The following is a 16,857-nucleotide window of genomic DNA, read 5'->3' as shown; positions in this document are numbered from 1 at the left end:
AGGGGCGCCGCTCGGGGATCCTCATCTGGCGAGCAGCCAGGTGAGGATCCTCGGCAGGGCGTGGAGCGCGTCGAAGTGCGAGGCCGCGGGCTCCAGCTCGACGGTGGCGCCCGGGATCCGCTCGGCGAGCCAGCGGGAGTGGCCGACCGGCGAGAAGACGTCAAGCTCGCCGTGCCAGAGCAGCACGGGCCCCTTGATCTCGGCGGGGTCGAAGCCCCACGGGCGGCAGAAGGCGATGGCGTCGTCGATCCACCCCCAGGCCGACGTGCGCAGCCCCTCGTGGAAGTTGCGCAGCAGCATGGCGCGGACGCCGGAGTCGTTCACGACCATCCGGTCGGAGTCGGTCAGCTCCCTGCGCAGGTCCTCCAGGAGTCTTATCGGATCCTTCCTGATCTCCGCCGAGCGGGAGGTGAAACTGGCGACGAGGCCGTCGGGGTCGTCCGCCGCCGAGGTGTACGCCTCCACGTTGTGCGCGGTCATCCCGTCGAACCAGTCGAGCCCGGCAGCGTCCCAGGGCGCGAGGCCGACCAGGGCCGCCGTCTTCGTCACCCGGTCGGGCAGCTTGGCCGCGCACGCCAGGGCGTGCGGTGCGCCGCCCGAGCGGCCGACCACCGCGAACTCGTCCAGGCCGATGGCGTCGGCGATGGCGGTGACGTCGTCGACCACGTCGACGACGCTGCGCCCCGGCAGCCGGTCCGAGCCGCCGTACCCGGGGCGGTCGTAGGTGATGAGCTGTGTCCTGCGCTGATAGAGCACCATCCCGCGAGGGGCCGGCCCCAGCCTGCTTCCCGGCGTGCCGTGCAGCAGAAAGACCGGCCTGCCCCGCGGATCCCCCAGACGCTCGACCATCAGATGGCGACCGTCAGCCGTGCGCACGCGACCGCGCACTCCCCGCCCCCTTCGTTCGTCGTGTACGAGACTCGTTGTGTACAGGCCCGGTTGGCCCGCCGTTCCCTTCCCCACCCTCCTGATGATTACCCATCAGGAGCCTTCGCCAGGGCCCTCTTAGGACTCCCTTTGACACGAAACCAGGGTTACCGTCGAAGGGCACGCCAATTGCGCCGATGTCCACGTCGCACCCCGGAGGGTCGCCATGGTGGTCGAAGCACTGGTGACGGCCGCGGCCGTCACGGTCGGGGCGGGAGCCGCCTGTGCGATGGCGGCGGCGCGGGTCGTCAAGCAGTACGAACGGGGCGTGGTCTTCCGCCTCGGCAAGCTGCGGCCCGCGGTGCGCGGACCCGGCTTCACGATGGTGGTGCCCTTCGTGGACCGGCTCGCCAAGGTGAACATGCAGATCGTCACGATGCCGGTGCCCGCGCAGGACGGCATCACGCGCGACAACGTGACGGTGCGGGTGGACGCGGTCATCTACTTCAGGGTGATCGACCCGGCCGAGGCGATCGTGCAGGTCGAGGACTACCGGTTCGCGGTCTCCCAGATGGCGCAGACCTCGCTGCGCTCGATCATCGGCAAGAGCGACCTCGACGACCTGCTGTCGAACCGGGAGAAGCTCAACCAGGGCCTGGAGCTGATGATCGACAGCCCGGCGGTGGGCTGGGGAGTGCAGATCGACCGCGTGGAGATCAAGGACGTGTCGCTGCCCGAGACGATGAAGCGTTCGATGGCGCGGCAGGCGGAGGCGGACCGGGAGCGGCGGGCCCGGGTGATCAACGCGGACGCGGAGCTCCAGGCGTCGAAGAAGCTGGCGGAGGCGGCGCACGAGATGGCGGAGGAGCCGGCGGCGCTGCAACTGCGGCTGCTGCAGACGGTCGTGGCGGTGGCGGCGGAGAAGAACTCGACGCTGGTGCTGCCGTTCCCGGTGGAGCTGCTGCGCTTCCTGGAGCGCTCCACCCCTCGGCAGGGGGCTGAGGAGCGGGACGCCGACGGGCGGGCGGAGGGGTCCGAGGGGGCGTGACGTGGGAGAAGTCTCATCTGGGGTTTATTTGGGGCTTAACCCGGGGTGAGATGCCCCTTTTACGCGTGTAGACCTTTCGCGGGTGTTTCAGGAGTGTTGCCTGGTGTGTACGGGGTGAGTTCCGTCCCTGTATCGCACTCGTATCCGATTTGCCGGGCGGTCGGCCCATGCCGTGTGATGGCCCCGACCCCGCGGTGGAGATCCCGGACCGGGGACCCGCACCACTTCCCCGCACCACATCCAGGAGCACGGCAGAAATGGCCGAACCACAGCCGCCCCGCAGCCCCCTCGCCGCAGCCGCGCGCGCCTTCCGGCGCGACCGGACCGGTATGGCGGCGCTGTGCGTGGTGCTCGGATTCGTCCTGCTGGCCCTCGCGGCCCCCCTGATCACCCGCCTCTACGGCAAGAACCCCACCGACCACTACGGGCAGGACACCCCGGGGCTCCTCAGCCCCGAAGGACTGCCGGTCCTGCCCAACGGCGGGATCTCCGGCGAGTTCTGGTTCGGCCTCGAACCGGGCCTGGGCCGCGACGTGTTCGCCCAGCTCCTGTACGGCATGCGGACCTCGCTCCTCGTCGCCGTCGCCGCGACCGCCGTCATCGCGGTGGTCGGCATCGTCCTCGGGGTGACCGTCGGCTACCTGAGCGGCGTCGCCGACCGGGTCTTCACCTTCTTCTGCAACGTCCTGCTCGCCTTCCCGACGCTGCTGCTCCTCCTCGCGCTCAGCCCGGTGATCCAGACCCGGTTCGTCGATCCCGGCGAGAACGAGCCCGTGTGGATGCAGTTCACCGTGCTCGTCCTGGTCTTCTCGGCCTTCGGCTGGGTGCCGCTCGCCCTCGTGCTCCGCACGACCGTGAAGTCGCTGCGCGAGCGGGACTTCGTCGAGGCGGCGCGGGCCGTCGGCGCGAGCCGCCGCCACATCGTGTTCCGGGAACTGCTCCCCAACGTGTGGGCGCCCGTCCTGGTCCACCTCACCCTCGCCCTGCCCGGCATCATCACCGCCGAGGCCGCGCTCTCCTTCCTGGGCGTCGGCATCAGCGAACCCGTCCCCGACTGGGGCCGGATGATCTCCCGGGGCGCCGAGGTCTTCTACGACGACCCGACCTACATGGTCTTCCCCGGCGTGGCGATCCTCGTCTTCGTCCTCGCCTTCAACCTCTTCGGCGACGCCGTGCGGGACGCGCTCGACCCGCGCACCGCCCGCTGATCCCTTCCTTCCCCGACCCACCCGTACGACACCGGAGTTCGCCATGCCCAGAATCAGCCTGCGTACCGCAGCAGTCGCCGTGCCCGCCGCCGCCGTGCTGCTCTGCTCCTGCTCCGCGGGCGCCGGTTCCGGCGGTACGGCGGACGCGTCGGGGCCGAAGAAGGAGACCTCCAAGCTCGCCGCCATCATCGGCACCGCCAAGGACAGCCAGGGCCCGGCGCCCGAGGTCCCCGGCGCCCGGAAGGGCGGCACCGTCAAGATCCTCAACGCCAACGACTACGCCCACCTCGACCCGCAGAAGGTCTACAGCGGCGAGACGTACAACACCTCCTTCCTCTGGGGCCGCCAGCTCACCCAGTACCAGGTGGTCGACGGCAAGCCCAAGCTCGTCGGCGACCTCGCCACCGACCTGGGCACGGCCTCCGACGGCGGCCGCACCTGGACCTTCCGCCTCAAGGACGGGCTGAAGTGGGAGGACGGCAAGCCCGTCACCTCCGCGCACGTCAAGTACGGCATCCAGCGCACCTTCGCCCCCGGCTTCGAGGTCGGCCCCTCCTACTGGCCCACCTGGCTCACCGGCACCGACAACCTCGCCGAGGCGCGCAAGAAGTACGCGGGCCCGAAGAGCGGCGACCTCAAGGCGATCGAGACGCCCGACGACAGGACCATCGTCTTCCGCTTCCCCGAGCCGCAGGCCGACGTGCCGTTCATGGCCACCCAGTCCTCGTCCTCGCCCGTGCGCCCCGACAAGGACACCGGCGTCGGCTACGACGTGAAGCCCTTCGCCACCGGCCCGTACCGCATCGTCGAGCACAAGAAGAACCAGTCGCTGACCCTGGAGCGCAACCCGCACTGGGACCTGAAGACCGACCCGATCCGCCACCAGTACCTGGACGGCTACGAGTTCGTCTTCGGCAAGAAGGCCGTCAACTCCGGGCAGGAGATCCTCTCCGGACGCGGCGACGGCGCGAACACCGCCTCCACCGACCGCGACGGCACCGCGCCCGAGCTGTTCAGCGCCATCGACCGCGACCCCAGGAAGAAGGATCTCCTGGTCGAGGGCCGCCGCGGCGCCTACACCAGCAGCCTCGCCATCAAGACCAGCCGGGTCACCGACATCGAGGTCCGCAGGGCCATCCACTACCTCTTCCCGCGCCAGCAGGCCCGCCAGGTGCTCGGCGGCCCGCGCGTCGGCGAGATCGCCACCACCCTCTCCTCGCCGGCCGTCGCGGGCTGGGAGAAGTACGACCACTACCCGGTCGCGCCCGAGGGCGACATCGCCAAGGCCAAGGAACACCTCGCCAAGGCGAAGACCGAGGTCACCTCGCTCACCTACGCGTACGAGACCAACCCCGTCAACGACCGCCTCGCGCAGGTCCTCGTCGACGCCTTCCGCAAGGCGGGCATCGAGCTGGTCACCAAGCCGATGAGCGACGCCGCCTTCACCGACCAGGTCTTCCGCGGCCCCGCCCCGTACGACCTCTGGCTCCAGACCACCTCGGTCAACTGGCCGACCCTCTCCACGCTGCTCCCGGAGAACTTCTACGGGAAGCTCGACGCGCTGGAGAACTACACCCGCTACGACAACCCCGTCGTCAACAAGGGCATCGAGAAGGCCAAGGGGATCTCCGACATCGAGGAGAAGACCAAGCTCCTGGTCGACCTGGAGAAGACCACGATGAAGGACGTGCCGATCGTGCCGTTCCTCAACGCCCACACCTCGCAGGTGCACGGCGCGAACGTCGGCGGCGCCTTCATCCACCCCATCTACGGCACCGTCAGCCCCGCCTGGCTGTACCTGAAGAAGTGACCCGGCCCCGACCATGACCGGCTACGTCCTGCGGCGGGCCGCGCAGGCGGCGGCGGTGCTCCTCGTGATCACCGCCGTCACCTTCGCCCTCTTCTACGCCGCCCCCTCCGACCCCGCCCTCACCGCCTGCGGACCGCAGTGCGACCGGGCCCAGGTCGCCGAGCTCCACAGGTCCATGGGCCTCGACCAGCCCGTCGCCGCGCAGTTCCTCGACTACCTGCGCGGCCTGGTCGCCGGGCGCACCATCAGCAACGTCGACGGCACCCCCGTCGACTGCGCCGCGCCCTGCCTCGGCTACTCCTACGTGCTCCAGGAGCCCGTCCTGGACGCCGTGCTCGACCGCTTCCCCGCGACCCTCTCGGTCGCGGTCGGCGCACTCGCCGTGATCGTCGTCCTCGGCATCGGCACCGGCTTCACCGCCGCGCTGCGCCGGGGGAAGCCGGCCGACCGGCTGCTGTCCGGCTTCACGCTGATCGGCGCCAGCGTCCAGATCTTCTTCCTCGGGTACGTCCTCCAGTACCTCCTCGTCTACACCACCGGCGTCTTCCCCGTCCCCGGCTACACGCCCTTCGGCGAGGACGCGGGCGCCTGGCTCGCCGGGCTGCTGCTGCCCTGGCTGGTCCTCGGCTTCGTCAACGCGGCCGTCTTCGCCCGGCTCTCGCGCTCGCAGCTCCTGGAGACCATGCACGAGGGGTACGTGCGCACCGCCCGCGCCAAGGGGATGAGCGCGCTGCGCGCCCACCTCAAGTACACCGCGCGCGGCGCCGCGGGCCCGCTCGTGCAGCTCCTCGGCCTGGAGGTGGGCGCGCTGCTCGGCGGGGCGTTCATCACCGAGACGGTCTTCGGGATCAGCGGCGTCGGCAGGCTCGCCGTCGACTCCGTCGTCCAGAACGACCTGCCGACCGTGCTCGGCACGGTCCTGATCGCCGCGTTCTTCGTGGTGCTCTTCGTCGCCGTCGCCGACCTGGTGGTGGCGTGGCTCGATCCGAGAGTGCGGGTGCAGGCATGAGCGACGCGGTGCTGAAGGTGCGCGACCTGTCCGTCTCCTTCACCGGGCGCGGCGGCACGGTACGCGCGGTGGAGGGCGTCTCCTTCGAGCTGGCGGCGGGCGAAGTGCTCGGCGTGGTCGGCGAGTCGGGGTCGGGCAAGTCGACCGTCGGGCTCGCCGCGATGGGGCTGCACGACCCGGCGCGCACCGAGGTGACCGGCTCGATCGAGGTCGTGGGCACCGAGGTCGTCGGGGCGCCCGACTCCCGGCTGCGGCGGCTGCGCGGCGGGCGGATCGCGATGGTCTTCCAGGACGCGCTCGCCGCGCTCTCCCCGTTCCACGCGGTGGGCGCGCAGGTCGCCGAGGCGTACCGGCTGCACCACCCGGGCGCGGGGCGCGGCGAGGCGCGGGAACGGGCGCTCGCCGTGCTGGAGCGCGTCGGGATCGGCGCGGCGCGCGCGGGAGACTTCCCGCACCAGTTCTCCGGCGGGATGCGGCAGCGCGTCATGATCGCCGCGGCGCTGGTGAACGCGCCCGACGTGGTCGTGGCCGACGAGCCGACCACCGCGCTCGACGTCCGCGTGCAGCGCCAGGTGCTCGATCTGCTCGGCGAGCTGGGGCGGGAGAGCGGTACGGCCGTGCTCCTCGTCACCCACGACGTGGGGGTGGTCGCCGGGACCACGGACCGGATGCTCGTGATGCGCGGGGGGCGGGTGCTGGAGGAGGGCGTGACCGGGAAGCTGCTCGTGGACGCGGAACACCCGTACACGCGGGCGCTGATCGGGGCGGCGCCCACGCTCTCCACGGTGCCCGGCAGCCGGCTGCCCACGGTCGACGACGCGGCGCCGGTGACGGGCGCGGCGTCCGGGCGGGCGCCGGAGGCCGGGGCGGGGCCGGTGCCGCGGGAGGGGGCGGCACCGGCACCGGCCCGGGTCCTGGAGCCCGCCGCCGACCCGGGTGCGGAGCGCCGCGCCATCGCCGAAGTCCGGGACCTCGTCGTGGAGTTCGCCGGATCCCGGCGGCTCTTCGCGCGGCGCGCCGAGCCCGTGCGGGCCGTGCGCGGCGTCAGCCTCGCCGTCGCCGAGGGGGAGACCCTGGGGCTCGTCGGGGAGTCCGGATCCGGCAAGTCCACCACCGCCCGCACGCTGGCCGGGCTCCAGCGGCCCACCTCGGGCAGCGTGCTGTTCGACGGGCGGGACGTCTCGGGGGCCTCGGGCGACGCCGCGCTGCGCCGGGAGCTGAGCCGGGACGTGCAGGTCGTCTTCCAGGACCCGTACGCCTCGCTCAACCCCCGCCGCACCGTCGAGCAGATCGTCACCACCCCGCTCACCGTGCACACCCGCCTCGACGCCGCTCAGCGGCGCGAGCGGGCCGCCGAACTGCTGGAGCAGGTGGGCCTGGAGGCCGCGCACCTGGGGCGCTATCCGCACGAGTTCTCCGGCGGGCAGCGGCAGCGCATCGGGATCGCGCGGGCGCTCGCCGTACGGCCCCGGCTGATCATCGCCGACGAGCCGGTCTCCGCGCTCGACGTGTCGGTGCAGGCCCAGGTGCTCAACCTGCTGATGGACCTGCGCGAGGAGTTCGGCCTCTCGCTGCTGTTCGTCTCGCACGACCTGGCGGTCGTACGGCACTTCTGCGACCGCGTCGCGGTGATGCGGGCCGGGGAGGTCGTCGAGACGGGCGGGCGGGACGCGGTCTTCGGGCGCCCCGCCCACGCGTACACGCGCGAACTGCTCGCCGCGACGCTCTGAGCGCGGGGCGGGACGCGCGGCAGGACGGGGAAGGGGAACAGGACGGGGCCCGCGCACCCACGGGGGTGGTGCGCGGGCCCCGTCGCGCGCCTACGCGCAGCGGCCCGCCGGGCGGTTCCTGGTCACCAGGTCCGTGTGGCCCGTCGTGCCGTCCAGCCACACCACGCGCCTGCCGGTGTCCGCCGCCGCGCCGATCTGGTCGCCGCGGTTGCAGGAGACGCGCTGCACGTTCTTGCCGTTCAGGTCCGCCTGGAGCACCTTCGTGAGGTGCTCGTTGGCGAGCGGCACCCAGACGGGGCCCCAGCTGCGCGGCTTCCAGTGCGTGAGGTTCAGCGCCTGGTCGGAGGCGTCGACCGCCTGGAAGTAGGCGTTCTCGCTCTGCTCGGGGACCAGGTCGGTCACGCCCGTGCCGTCGAGCTTCGCGCGGCGCAGGCCCTGCCGCCAGTCGTCCTCGATGTCGTCGACCAGCCAGTAGAGGTACCGGCCGTTGAGCGTGGGCGAGGAGAGGCCCGAGCGCGCGCCCCTGGGCGCCAGCGTGGTCTTCGTGCCGGTCTTCAGGTCGCGGATCTCGGTCGTCAGGTGCTGCTCGCCGTTCGCGCCGTCCAGCGTCCTGGCGTACGCCACCTTCGTGCCGCTGATCGTCGGCAGCGCGGTGGCGACGCGGGAGTCGCCCCCGTCGGCGTACCGCGGCGCGCGGTCGCCGACCGTGATCCAGCCGACGCGCGGCAGACCGCTCTGCCCGGTCTCCTGGAAGACCACGGTCCGGCCCGCGACGTGGACGTTGCCGATCGCCCGCGGCGACGACCAGAGCTTCCTGACCGGGCCGCCCGCGAGCGGACGCCACAGCAGGTCGACGCCGTTCGCGCCGTACGCGGCCCAGGCGACCGACGTGCCGTCGGTGTCCGGGTGGACGTGGTAGCGGCCGTCGTTGGGGCTGACGATCTTCGGCGTGCCCCTGCCGTCGGTGCGTCCGACGTAGAGGGAGTACGGCTCGCCGCCCTCGTCGTCCGACTTGGACGAGGCCCACCAGCCGCCGCCCGCGCCCGGTTCGGTGCCCGCGATGTTGACGTCGCCGAAGAGCCGGTCGGAGTCGACGCCGATGGCCTTCTCCCAGCCGGGGACGATGCCGTGCGCGTCGAACGCCCGGTTCACCGCGCGCAGTCGCGCGCCCTTGACGCCGAGGTCCTTGGCTGCGGCCACGACCGCGGCCCTGGCCTGGGTGAAGCCGTCGAGCGGGGTGAGGTACTCGCCCAGCGCCTTGTAGACGATCCGGTCGGCGAGCTTGCCGCCCAGGTCCTCGCGGACGTCCCACAGCGCGCCGGAGAAGATCGTGGAGTTGAGGTGCACGCCGCCGTTGTCGGTGCCGTACGTGACGCCGAGGAAGTCCTTGGCGGTGGTGCGGCCGTCGTTCAGGTCGCGCATCGCGCACGCGCGGGGGCCCTGCGTGCGGCACAGGTCCTCGCCGATCAGCGAGGCGTTCGGGGACTTGGCGTTGCCCGCGACCTCGACGTCGATGGCGTTGCCGAAGTAGTCGGCGACGGCCTCGTTGAGGGCGCCGGACTGGCCGACGTACACCAGGCCCGCGGTGTGCTCGACGACGCCGTGCGTCATCTCGTGGCCCACCACGTCCAGGTCGGCGGAGAGCGGCTTGAACTCCGCGTCGCCCGTCCCGTACACCATCTTCTGGCCGTCCCAGAAGGCGTTGACGAACGGCTGGCCGTTCTCCACCACGCCCACCAGGGAGTTGATGGCCATGCCCCGGCCGTCGAGGCTGTCGCGGCCGTGCTTCTTCTTGTAGTAGTCGTAGACCTGGCCGGCCGCCCAGTGCGCGTCCACGGCGCCGGACGCGGTGGCGGCCTTCCCGAACGCCTTCTTCGGGGACGCCACCTCCTTGATGCCCGCGGGCCAGGTGCCGGACGCGGCCTCGGCCTCGACGCCGGTCGCGTCCCAGGTGGTCAGCGTCTGCTTGCTGGAGCCCGCGAGGCGCTTGTAGTCGCGCAGCTGGTAGGCGCCGCCACGCTGGAAGACCTCCAGCGGGACCTTCTTGCCGTCCAGTTTGGTGCCCGAGCCCTGGGTGCCGGGGTGGCGGATCGTCTGGATGCCCGAGTAGCGCAGCACCGGGAAGCCGGCGGCGGCGTCGACGTACACCTCCTCCTTGACCGGGGCGCCGGTCGTCGGGTCGGTGCCCGCGACCGTGACGTGGTACGTCAGCACGCCCTTGCCCTGCGGCAGGACGATCAGGCCGTGGGACGCGCCGGACAGCTGCCGCTGGGGCCGCGCGCCCTTCGCGGTGAGCTTCTCGGTCAGGTCGGCCCGGGTCGCGGCGACGGCGCGTTCGACGGCGGTCCGCTCGGCGACGGACGCCTTCGGGGAGACGTCCAGGCCGGTGAAGTACCGGCCGGAGGTGCCGGTGACGACGCGGGCGCCGTCCTTCTTGGCCATCCGCACCAGGTACTGGCCGCCGAGCACCGGCAGCCCCCGGTGGCGCTGCTGGAAGCGGACCGTCTCGTCGCCGCCGTCGGTCAGGGTCTTCGGCGCTGCGAGGTCGCGGCCCGGGTCCGCGATGGCGTAGCGGTCCTTCTTGCCCGCGAGGTGGGCGCGGGCGGCGTCCGCGGCGTTCCCGGTCGCCCGGGTCCGCTCGGCGATGCCGTCCACGAGGGCGGGGGTCGCGGTGCCTTCGCCGGGTACGACCTCGCCGGGCAGCGCCTTCGCCGCGGGGCCGTGGGGCAGCGGGGCGGCGGTCGCCTGGACCGTGCCCGCGAGCAGGGACGCGGCGCCGACGAGCGCGGCGACGCCGGATATTCGGGCGGGTCCGGCGGCCGTACGGGGACGGCTCTTCGTGCCGGTCTTGCGGATCTTGCTCAAGGGGGGTCCCTCCAGCGCGCGAGAGCGCGCACGTCGTGCGGGTCCGGGCCATGCAAGACGTTGCGGAGGTGTTGATCAAGAAATAAGCGCTGGTCACAACTGTGGATGCCCACTTGTGTGGCCGTCGGTCCGCGCCAAGGATCGGAGCCATGACCAAGGAGACGACGCTGGGGGAACTGGGCCTGCGCCCCGCCGACGAGCGGGTGTACCGGGCCCTGGCGCGGGGCCGGTCGGCGGGGGCCGACCGGCTGCGCCGCGAACTGTCGATGACGGAGGGGGAGTTCAGGGAGGCGCTGGAGAGGCTGGGGGACTACGGGTTCGTACGGCCGGTGGCGACGGCGGTCGGGGGGCCGTCGTACGGAGGGCCGTCGTACGGGGGCGCGGTGCCGTACGGGGGTGCGGTGCCGCACGGGGACGTGCTGCCGCGCCCCGTGCCCGCCGGGCCCGCCGTGCGCGCGCTCGTCCACCGCAGGGCGGCCGAACTGCACCGCAGGGCCGCCGAACTGGAGCGGCTGCGGCTGACCGCCGACGAACTGGCGGGGCGCCTCGCCGAGTCCGCGCCCCCGCCGAGCGGCACGGGCATCGAGCTGGTGACGGGGGAGGCGGAGCTCGCGGCGCGCGTGGAGCGGCTGCTGGCGGGGGCGGGGGAGCGGGTGTCGATCCTGGACCGGCCGCCGTACGTCACGGCGTCTGCCGTGGGGGCGGAGGGGCGCGAAGGGAAGGACGGGCGCGACGGGGGCGGGATCGACGAGGGCGGGAGCGACGGGGACGGGGGCGACGGGCGGGGCGAGCCGGGGCGCGGGGTGCTGGACGCGCTGCTGGCGCGCGGGGTCGAGGTGCGACTGGTCCTCGGGCAGGAGGCCCTGGCGCGGCCGGGGCGGCTGCGCGAACTGGCCGGGCTCGTGGGGCGGGGGCTGCGGGTGCGCGTCGCCACCACCGTACCGACCAAGCTCCTCGTGGTGGACGGGCGGACCGCGCTCCTGCCGCCGAGCGGATACGCCGACCCGACGGCGCACGCGCTGCTGGTGAGCGGAGGGCCGCTGCGCCCCGCCGTGGCCGGGCTGTTCGACGCGGTGTGGGAGGGCGCGCTGCCGTTCGGCACGGAGGGGGAGGCGGTGGCGCCGCCTTCGCCGCTGCCGCGCGAGAGCGTGGAACTGCTCGGGCTGCTCTCCAGCGGGCTCCGCGACGAGGCCATCGCCAGACAGCTCGGCGTCCACGTCCACACCGTGCGGCGCAGGATCGGCGGGCTGCTCGGCGAGCTGGGGGCGGGGACGCGGTTCCAGGCGGGCCTCAAAGCGGCGACGCGCGGCTGGCTCGGTCCTTCGGAAAGAGAGGGGTGAACGGGCGGGAGCGCCTTTTCGCGCATTCTTTGTGAAAGCTTTCACAATCTCGCAAGGGACTTTGTACCTCTGAAGAAAGCACAGGTGGGGGAGGGTTTCTCGGAGATCTTCACGATCTTGGAGGGACCTTCTCCCTGTCTGTCAGGGCCCTTTTCGGAGCTGTTGGGTGCGCCTGCGGGTGTCGAATTGAGACATCAGCGAAAAAGGTCGCAGAGAAGGAGCACCCGCCATGCAGGCCAACGAGATGGTGGACGGACTGGTCCAGCGGGCGCTGGGCGCGCTGGACCGGTTCGGTTCGTTCACCCAGGAGCAGGTCGACCGCATCGTCGAGAAGGCGTCGCTGGCGGCGCTCGCCGAACACGGCGAGCTGGCGCGGCTCGCGGTCGAGGAGACCGGGCGCGGCCTGTTCGAGGACAAGGCCGTCAAGAACCTCTTCGCCTGCGAGCACGTCACCCACTCCATGGCGGGGCTCAGGACCGTCGGCGTCATCAACCGCGACGAGCTGAACGGCATCACCGAGATCGCCGAGCCGGTCGGCGTCATCTGTGCGATGACCCCGGTCACCAACCCCACCTCCACGACCGTCTTCAAGGCGCTGATCGCGCTGAAGACCCGCAACCCGATCGTCTTCGCCTTCCACCCCTCGGCCCAGAAGTGCTCGGCCCAGGCCGCCCGCGTCGTGCGCGACGCGGCGGTCGAGGCGGGCGCGCCCGAGGGGTGCGTGCAGTGGATCGAGGAACCCTCGATGGCGGCGACCGGCCTCCTGATGAACCACGCGGGCGTCTCCACCATCCTCGCCACCGGCGGGAACGCGATGGTCAAGGCCGCGTACTCGTGCGGCAAGCCGGCGCTGGGCGTCGGCGCGGGCAACGTGCCCGCGTACGTGACCAGGAGCGGGAAGCTGCGCCGCGCCGTCCACGACATCGTCCTCTCGAAGTCCTTCGACCACGGCATGATCTGCGCGTCCGAACAGGCCGTCGTCCTCGACCGCGAGGTGTACGACGAGGGCGTCGCGGAGTTCGAGCGCCTCGGCGCGCACGTGCTGACGTCCGCCGAGAAGACCAAGCTGGAGGAGTACGTCTTCGGCACGACGGCGTTCGCCGCCAACTGCTCGGGCGCGAAGCTGAACGCGGACGTCGTCGGCAGGTCGCCGCGGTGGATCGCCCGGCAGGCGGGCTTCGAGGTGCCCGAGGGGACCTCGATCCTGCTCGCCGAGTGCGCCGAGGTGGGCGAGAACGAACCGCTGACCCGGGAGAAGCTCTCGCCCGTACTGGCCGCGCTCAAGGCCGATTCGACGGAACACGGGCTCCGACTGTCCGCGCGGATGGTCGAGTTCCACGGCCTCGGGCACAGCGCCGCGATCCACACGGAGGACGAGGAACTGGCGGAGGAGTTCGGCAGGCGGGTCAAGGCGGTCCGCGTCATCGTCAACGCGCCCTCCACCTTCGGCGGGATCGGCGACGTCTACAACGCCTTCCTGCCCTCGCTGACGCTGGGCTGCGGCTCGTACGGCCACAACTCCGTCTCCGACAACGTCACCGCGGTGAACCTCGTCAACGTCAAGCGGATCGGACGGCGCAACAACAACATGCAGTGGTTCAAGGTCCCGCCGAAGATCTACTTCGAACGCAACGCGATCCGCTACCTCGGCGAGATGCCGGGCCTGGAGCGGGTCACGATCGTCACCGACAGGACGATGGGCGAGCTGGGCTTCGTACGGAAGGTCACCGACATCCTCCAGGCGCGGCCCTCGCCCGTCGCCGTCCAGGTCGTCGACGACGTCGAGCCGAACCCGGAGCTGGCGACCGTGCGGGCCGGTGCCGCGCTGATGCGGGACTTCGAACCGGACACGATCATCGCGCTGGGCGGCGGCTCGGCGATGGACGCGGCGAAGATCATGTGGCTGATGTACGAGCACCCCGAGGTGGAGTTCGCGGACACGAAGGAGAAGTTCTTCGACATCCGCAAGCGCGCCTACAAGTTCCCGGGGCTCGGCGCGAAGGCCCAGCTGGTGGCGGTCCCGACGACCTCGGGCACCGGCTCCGAGGTCACCCCCTTCGCGGTGATCTCCGACCCGGCCGCGGCCCGGAAGTACCCCCTCGCGGACTACGCGCTGACCCCGAACGTGGCGATCGTCGACCCCGTGCTGCCGCTGCGCCTGCCCGCGAAGGTCACCGCCGACTCCGGCTTCGACGCGCTGACGCACGCCACGGAGGCGTACGTCTCGGTCTACGCCAACGACTACACCGACGGCCTCTGCCTCCAGGCGATCAAGCTCGTCTTCGAGAACCTGGAGCGGTGCGTGGTCGGCGGGGCGGACGACCCCGAGGCGCGGGAGAAGATGCACAACGCGTCGACCGTGGCGGGCATGGCCTTCGCCAACGCGTTCCTCGGCCTGGTCCACGCGATGGCCCACACGCTGGGCAACACCTTCCACGTGGCGCACGGCCGGACGAACGCGCTGCTCCTGCCGCACGTCATCCGCCACAACGGCCAGGTCAGCGGCAAGGCCACGCCCTGGCCGAAGGCCGAGGTCTACCGGGCGCCCGAGCGCTTCCAGGAGATCGCCCGCACGCTGGGCCTGCCGGCGGCGACGCCCGACGAGGGCGTGGAGTCCTACGCCCGCGCGGTCGAGGACCTGCGCACGCGGTGCGGCATCCCGGCCTCCTTCCGGGAGGAGGGGGTGGACGAGGCGGCCTTCCTGGCGGCGCTGCCGCAGCAGGCGATGAACGCGTACGCCGACCAGTGCGCACCGGCGAACCCGCGGATGCCGATGATCGACGACATGACACGGCTGATGCGGCAGGCGTACTACGGGGGCGGGGAGTAGGGGTACGCGCGGCGTGTGCCCCACCCTCGCGCGGTTCCCCGCGCCCCTTCAGGGGCGCGGGGAACCGCGCGAGCAAGCCTCCACCGGCCCGCGGGTCCGCACCCGCTCCCGCTAGGACTTGCGGGCCTCGGCGAGCAGCGCGTCCACGTCGTCCCGCTTCCGCCGCGACGACATCACCAACGTCACCACCGACCCCACGATCCCCCAGATCACCAGCACCTGAAGCGCCCCGGAGATCGCGTTGCTCTCGAAGTACGCGATCGACCGCGCCGCCCAGGTACCCGCACCCGGCGGCAGCGCGGGCCCGATGACCCGCCAGAAGTCCGGCAGCATCGGCGCGGGGAACGCGCCCCCCGCGCTCGGGTTGCCCGCGATCACGATGAGCAGGATCGCCAGCCCGATGCCCACGATCCCGGTCAGCGCCTGGAGCGCGAGCGTGGCCGCGCCGACCGAGAAGACGACGAGCGCGCCGAGCGCCCACAGTCCCATCACGCTGCCCGGCAGCGCCCCCAGGACCGGCCCGATGATGATCGCGCCGCCGAGCCCGCCGAGGATGCCGGAGACGGCGAGGGCACCGAGGCGGATGATCGCGCGCTGCGGGTTCGAGGCCTGCGCGCCCGCGCTGATCGCCAGGATCGACGCGCACAGGTATCCGCCGACGCACCACCCGACGACCAGGTAGAACGCGGAGAGCCCGTTGAAGTCCTCGGACGACGCGGGCGCCACGTCCACCACCTTCGAGGTGCGCTGCTGGGTGGCGTCGATCTTCGCGGTCATGGTCTCCAGCGCGTGGGCGAGCGCGGCGCCGCCGCCTGAGGTGACGAGCAGGGTGTCCTCGGTGCCCTTGGTGTCGAACAGCAGCGCGCCGTCGATCTCCCGGTGCAGGATCTGTCGGCGCGCGGCTGCCTCGTCGGCGAGCACGCGCGGGTCGAGCGGGTCGCCGGGGAGCGCGCCGAGCTTCTCGGAGAGCTGTTCGGCGACGGCCGGGGAGGCGGCGACGACGCCGAACGCCACGTCCTTGGGCTTGGGGCTGTGCAGGGCGCCCACGTAGGAGGCGATGAAGAGCAGTTGCAGGGCGAGCACGCCGACGACGAGGAGGGCGGCGCGGGGGGTGACGGCGGTCTTCAGCTCATCGACGAAGCTCATGCGTCCACGCTCGGGGGTGGGGGACGTCGGCGCAGGTGGGGAGGGCCGAATGGCTGAGCGGGGCTGGGGTGTTCGCCGGGGCCCGCGCCTCTTCTGCGGCGGGATCGCACTCCAGGCCAAGGAAGTGCGCACGCTGGGCCAATCCCGCGCCCCGACGCGCTGTCGATAATCGGTGCCGGGGCGACGCGTGGCGGCTGTCGGGAATCCGCCGCCGCGCGACGCCCGCCCCCATCCGTGGGAACGACCGGCAGAGAGGCGACTCGGTGACAGGCACCAGAAGCTCCAGGTCCTCCGCATTGGGAAAGATCGCCGTCGCGTTGTTGACGGCCCTGTTGGCCCTGGTGGGCACCACGGGCGCGGCAGGGGCCGCGTCCGCTCCGCGCGACGACGGGGGCCGCGCCTTCGCGGCCCAGGCGAGAGAAGCGGGTCTCACCGCCGCACAGGCCAGGAGCCTTCAGGCCAGGGTGGACGGGTACCTGGCGAAGACGGGCGGCAGACAGGTCGCCATCAACAAGATCGACCTGGGCGGGGGCACCTTGCTCCTGACGCTGCCCGGCGAGGAGCGGGGGCGCGACCTTTCGGTGCCCGGGTCGAAGACCGCCGCCGCCTCCTGTCCGTGGACCTACATGTGCGCCTGGCCCGGGGAGAACTTCACCGGTGACGGCCTGATGCTCTTCACCTGTGGCGTGAAGACCTACATCCCCTGGACCGGCACCGGTTCCTGGATCAGCAACCAGCGGGCCGCGCTGATCGCCAAGTTCTACGACGTCAACGGCAACGTCGGCTGGACCACCCCGGGCGGCACCTCGGACGCCCACGCCCCCTGGGGCTGGGTCTACCACCTCAGTCCCTGCTAGAGCGGCACGACGGAAACCCGTTCGGGCGCCCTCCCGTGGCGTCCCGCGTCCCCGTACGGCAGCTTCCTGTCGTGCGGGGACTTTTTACCGACGCGTAACTTCCCGTACCGGCTACTCGTCCGTAGCTTGTCGTATGCACATCAAAGC

Annotated in this window: 11 protein-coding genes; 8 read left to right on the top strand and 3 right to left on the bottom strand. The window is 72.0% G+C overall.

The window, feature by feature from the left end:
- Window positions 1-21: 21 nt before the first annotated feature.
- A complete protein-coding gene (locus ACIBNE_RS27790) occupies window positions 22-888 on the bottom strand; it encodes an alpha/beta fold hydrolase (RefSeq protein ID WP_399276165.1) in 867 nt (288 codons plus the stop codon).
- Window positions 889-1,096: 208 nt separating this feature from the next.
- Between ACIBNE_RS27790 and ACIBNE_RS27785 the strand changes: the two genes are divergently transcribed.
- From ACIBNE_RS27785 to ACIBNE_RS27765, 5 genes are all read left to right on the top strand, one after another.
- On the top strand, window positions 1,097-1,915 hold the full coding sequence (locus ACIBNE_RS27785; protein ID WP_399276312.1) for a slipin family protein: 819 nt from the start codon (window positions 1,097-1,099) through the stop codon (window positions 1,913-1,915).
- A gap of 257 nt (window positions 1,916-2,172) precedes the next feature.
- Entirely contained in the window at window positions 2,173-3,123 is a 951-nt protein-coding gene (locus ACIBNE_RS27780) for an ABC transporter permease (RefSeq protein WP_399276163.1), read from the top strand.
- Window positions 3,124-3,166: 43 nt separating this feature from the next.
- Entirely contained in the window at window positions 3,167-4,933 is a 1,767-nt protein-coding gene (locus ACIBNE_RS27775; RefSeq protein WP_399276161.1) for an ABC transporter substrate-binding protein, read from the top strand.
- Between the two features lie 13 nt (window positions 4,934-4,946).
- On the top strand, window positions 4,947-5,942 hold the full coding sequence (locus ACIBNE_RS27770; RefSeq protein ID WP_399276159.1) for an ABC transporter permease: 996 nt from the start codon (window positions 4,947-4,949) through the stop codon (window positions 5,940-5,942).
- Entirely contained in the window at window positions 5,939-7,672 is a 1,734-nt protein-coding gene (locus tag ACIBNE_RS27765) for a dipeptide ABC transporter ATP-binding protein (protein WP_399276157.1), read from the top strand. The genes ACIBNE_RS27770 and ACIBNE_RS27765 overlap by 4 nt, the downstream gene beginning before the upstream one ends.
- 90 nt (window positions 7,673-7,762) lie before the next feature.
- Here ACIBNE_RS27765 and ACIBNE_RS27760 read toward each other — a convergent pair whose 3' ends face one another.
- Window positions 7,763-10,537, bottom strand: a complete 2,775-nt coding sequence (locus ACIBNE_RS27760; RefSeq protein WP_399276155.1) for a M4 family metallopeptidase — start codon at window positions 10,535-10,537, stop codon at window positions 7,763-7,765.
- 149 nt (window positions 10,538-10,686) lie between these two features.
- Between ACIBNE_RS27760 and ACIBNE_RS27755 the strand changes: the two genes are divergently transcribed.
- Together ACIBNE_RS27755 and adhE are read left to right on the top strand one after the other, a co-directional pair.
- The gene (locus ACIBNE_RS27755; RefSeq protein WP_399276152.1) at window positions 10,687-11,877 is read left to right on the top strand and encodes a TrmB family transcriptional regulator; all 1,191 of its coding nucleotides are present in this window, start codon (window positions 10,687-10,689) and stop codon (window positions 11,875-11,877) included.
- Window positions 11,878-12,106: 229 nt separating this feature from the next.
- Entirely contained in the window at window positions 12,107-14,707 is a 2,601-nt protein-coding gene (adhE, locus tag ACIBNE_RS27750) for a bifunctional acetaldehyde-CoA/alcohol dehydrogenase (RefSeq protein WP_399276150.1), read from the top strand.
- A 111-nt stretch (window positions 14,708-14,818) separates the two neighbouring features.
- Here adhE and ACIBNE_RS27745 read toward each other — a convergent pair whose 3' ends face one another.
- The gene (locus ACIBNE_RS27745; protein WP_399276148.1) at window positions 14,819-15,853 is read right to left on the bottom strand and encodes a DUF3533 domain-containing protein; all 1,035 of its coding nucleotides are present in this window, start codon (window positions 15,851-15,853) and stop codon (window positions 14,819-14,821) included.
- Window positions 15,854-16,149: 296 nt separating this feature from the next.
- Here ACIBNE_RS27745 and ACIBNE_RS27740 point away from each other — a divergent pair, with 296 nt between their 5' ends.
- Window positions 16,150-16,710 carry a hypothetical protein gene (locus ACIBNE_RS27740; RefSeq protein ID WP_399276146.1) on the top strand — a complete coding sequence of 187 codons (561 nt, stop codon included), beginning with the start codon at window positions 16,150-16,152 and terminating at the stop codon, window positions 16,708-16,710.
- Window positions 16,711-16,857: the final 147 nt, after the last annotated feature.

The sequence above is a fragment of the Streptomyces sp. NPDC050504 genome, assembly GCF_044458065.1.
Lineage (GTDB): Bacteria > Actinomycetota > Actinomycetes > Streptomycetales > Streptomycetaceae > Streptomyces.
This window is presented reverse-complemented; position numbering and strand designations above follow the sequence as displayed.

Bases quoted from the DNA above. Each gene is read 5' to 3' on its own strand.
- ACIBNE_RS27780 (WP_399276163.1), top strand. From the start codon at position 2,173: ATGGCCGAACCACAGCCGCCCCGCAGCCCCCTCGCCGCAGCCGCGCGC.
- ACIBNE_RS27775 (WP_399276161.1), top strand. From the start codon at position 3,167: ATGCCCAGAATCAGCCTGCGTACCGCAGCAGTCGCCGTGCCCGCCGCC.
- ACIBNE_RS27770 (WP_399276159.1), top strand. From the start codon at position 4,947: ATGACCGGCTACGTCCTGCGGCGGGCCGCGCAGGCGGCGGCGGTGCTC.
- ACIBNE_RS27765 (WP_399276157.1), top strand. From the start codon at position 5,939: ATGAGCGACGCGGTGCTGAAGGTGCGCGACCTGTCCGTCTCCTTCACC.
- ACIBNE_RS27755 (WP_399276152.1), top strand. From the start codon at position 10,687: ATGACCAAGGAGACGACGCTGGGGGAACTGGGCCTGCGCCCCGCCGAC.
- adhE (WP_399276150.1), top strand. From the start codon at position 12,107: ATGCAGGCCAACGAGATGGTGGACGGACTGGTCCAGCGGGCGCTGGGC.
- ACIBNE_RS27745 (WP_399276148.1), bottom strand. From the start codon at position 15,853: ATGAGCTTCGTCGATGAGCTGAAGACCGCCGTCACCCCCCGCGCCGCC.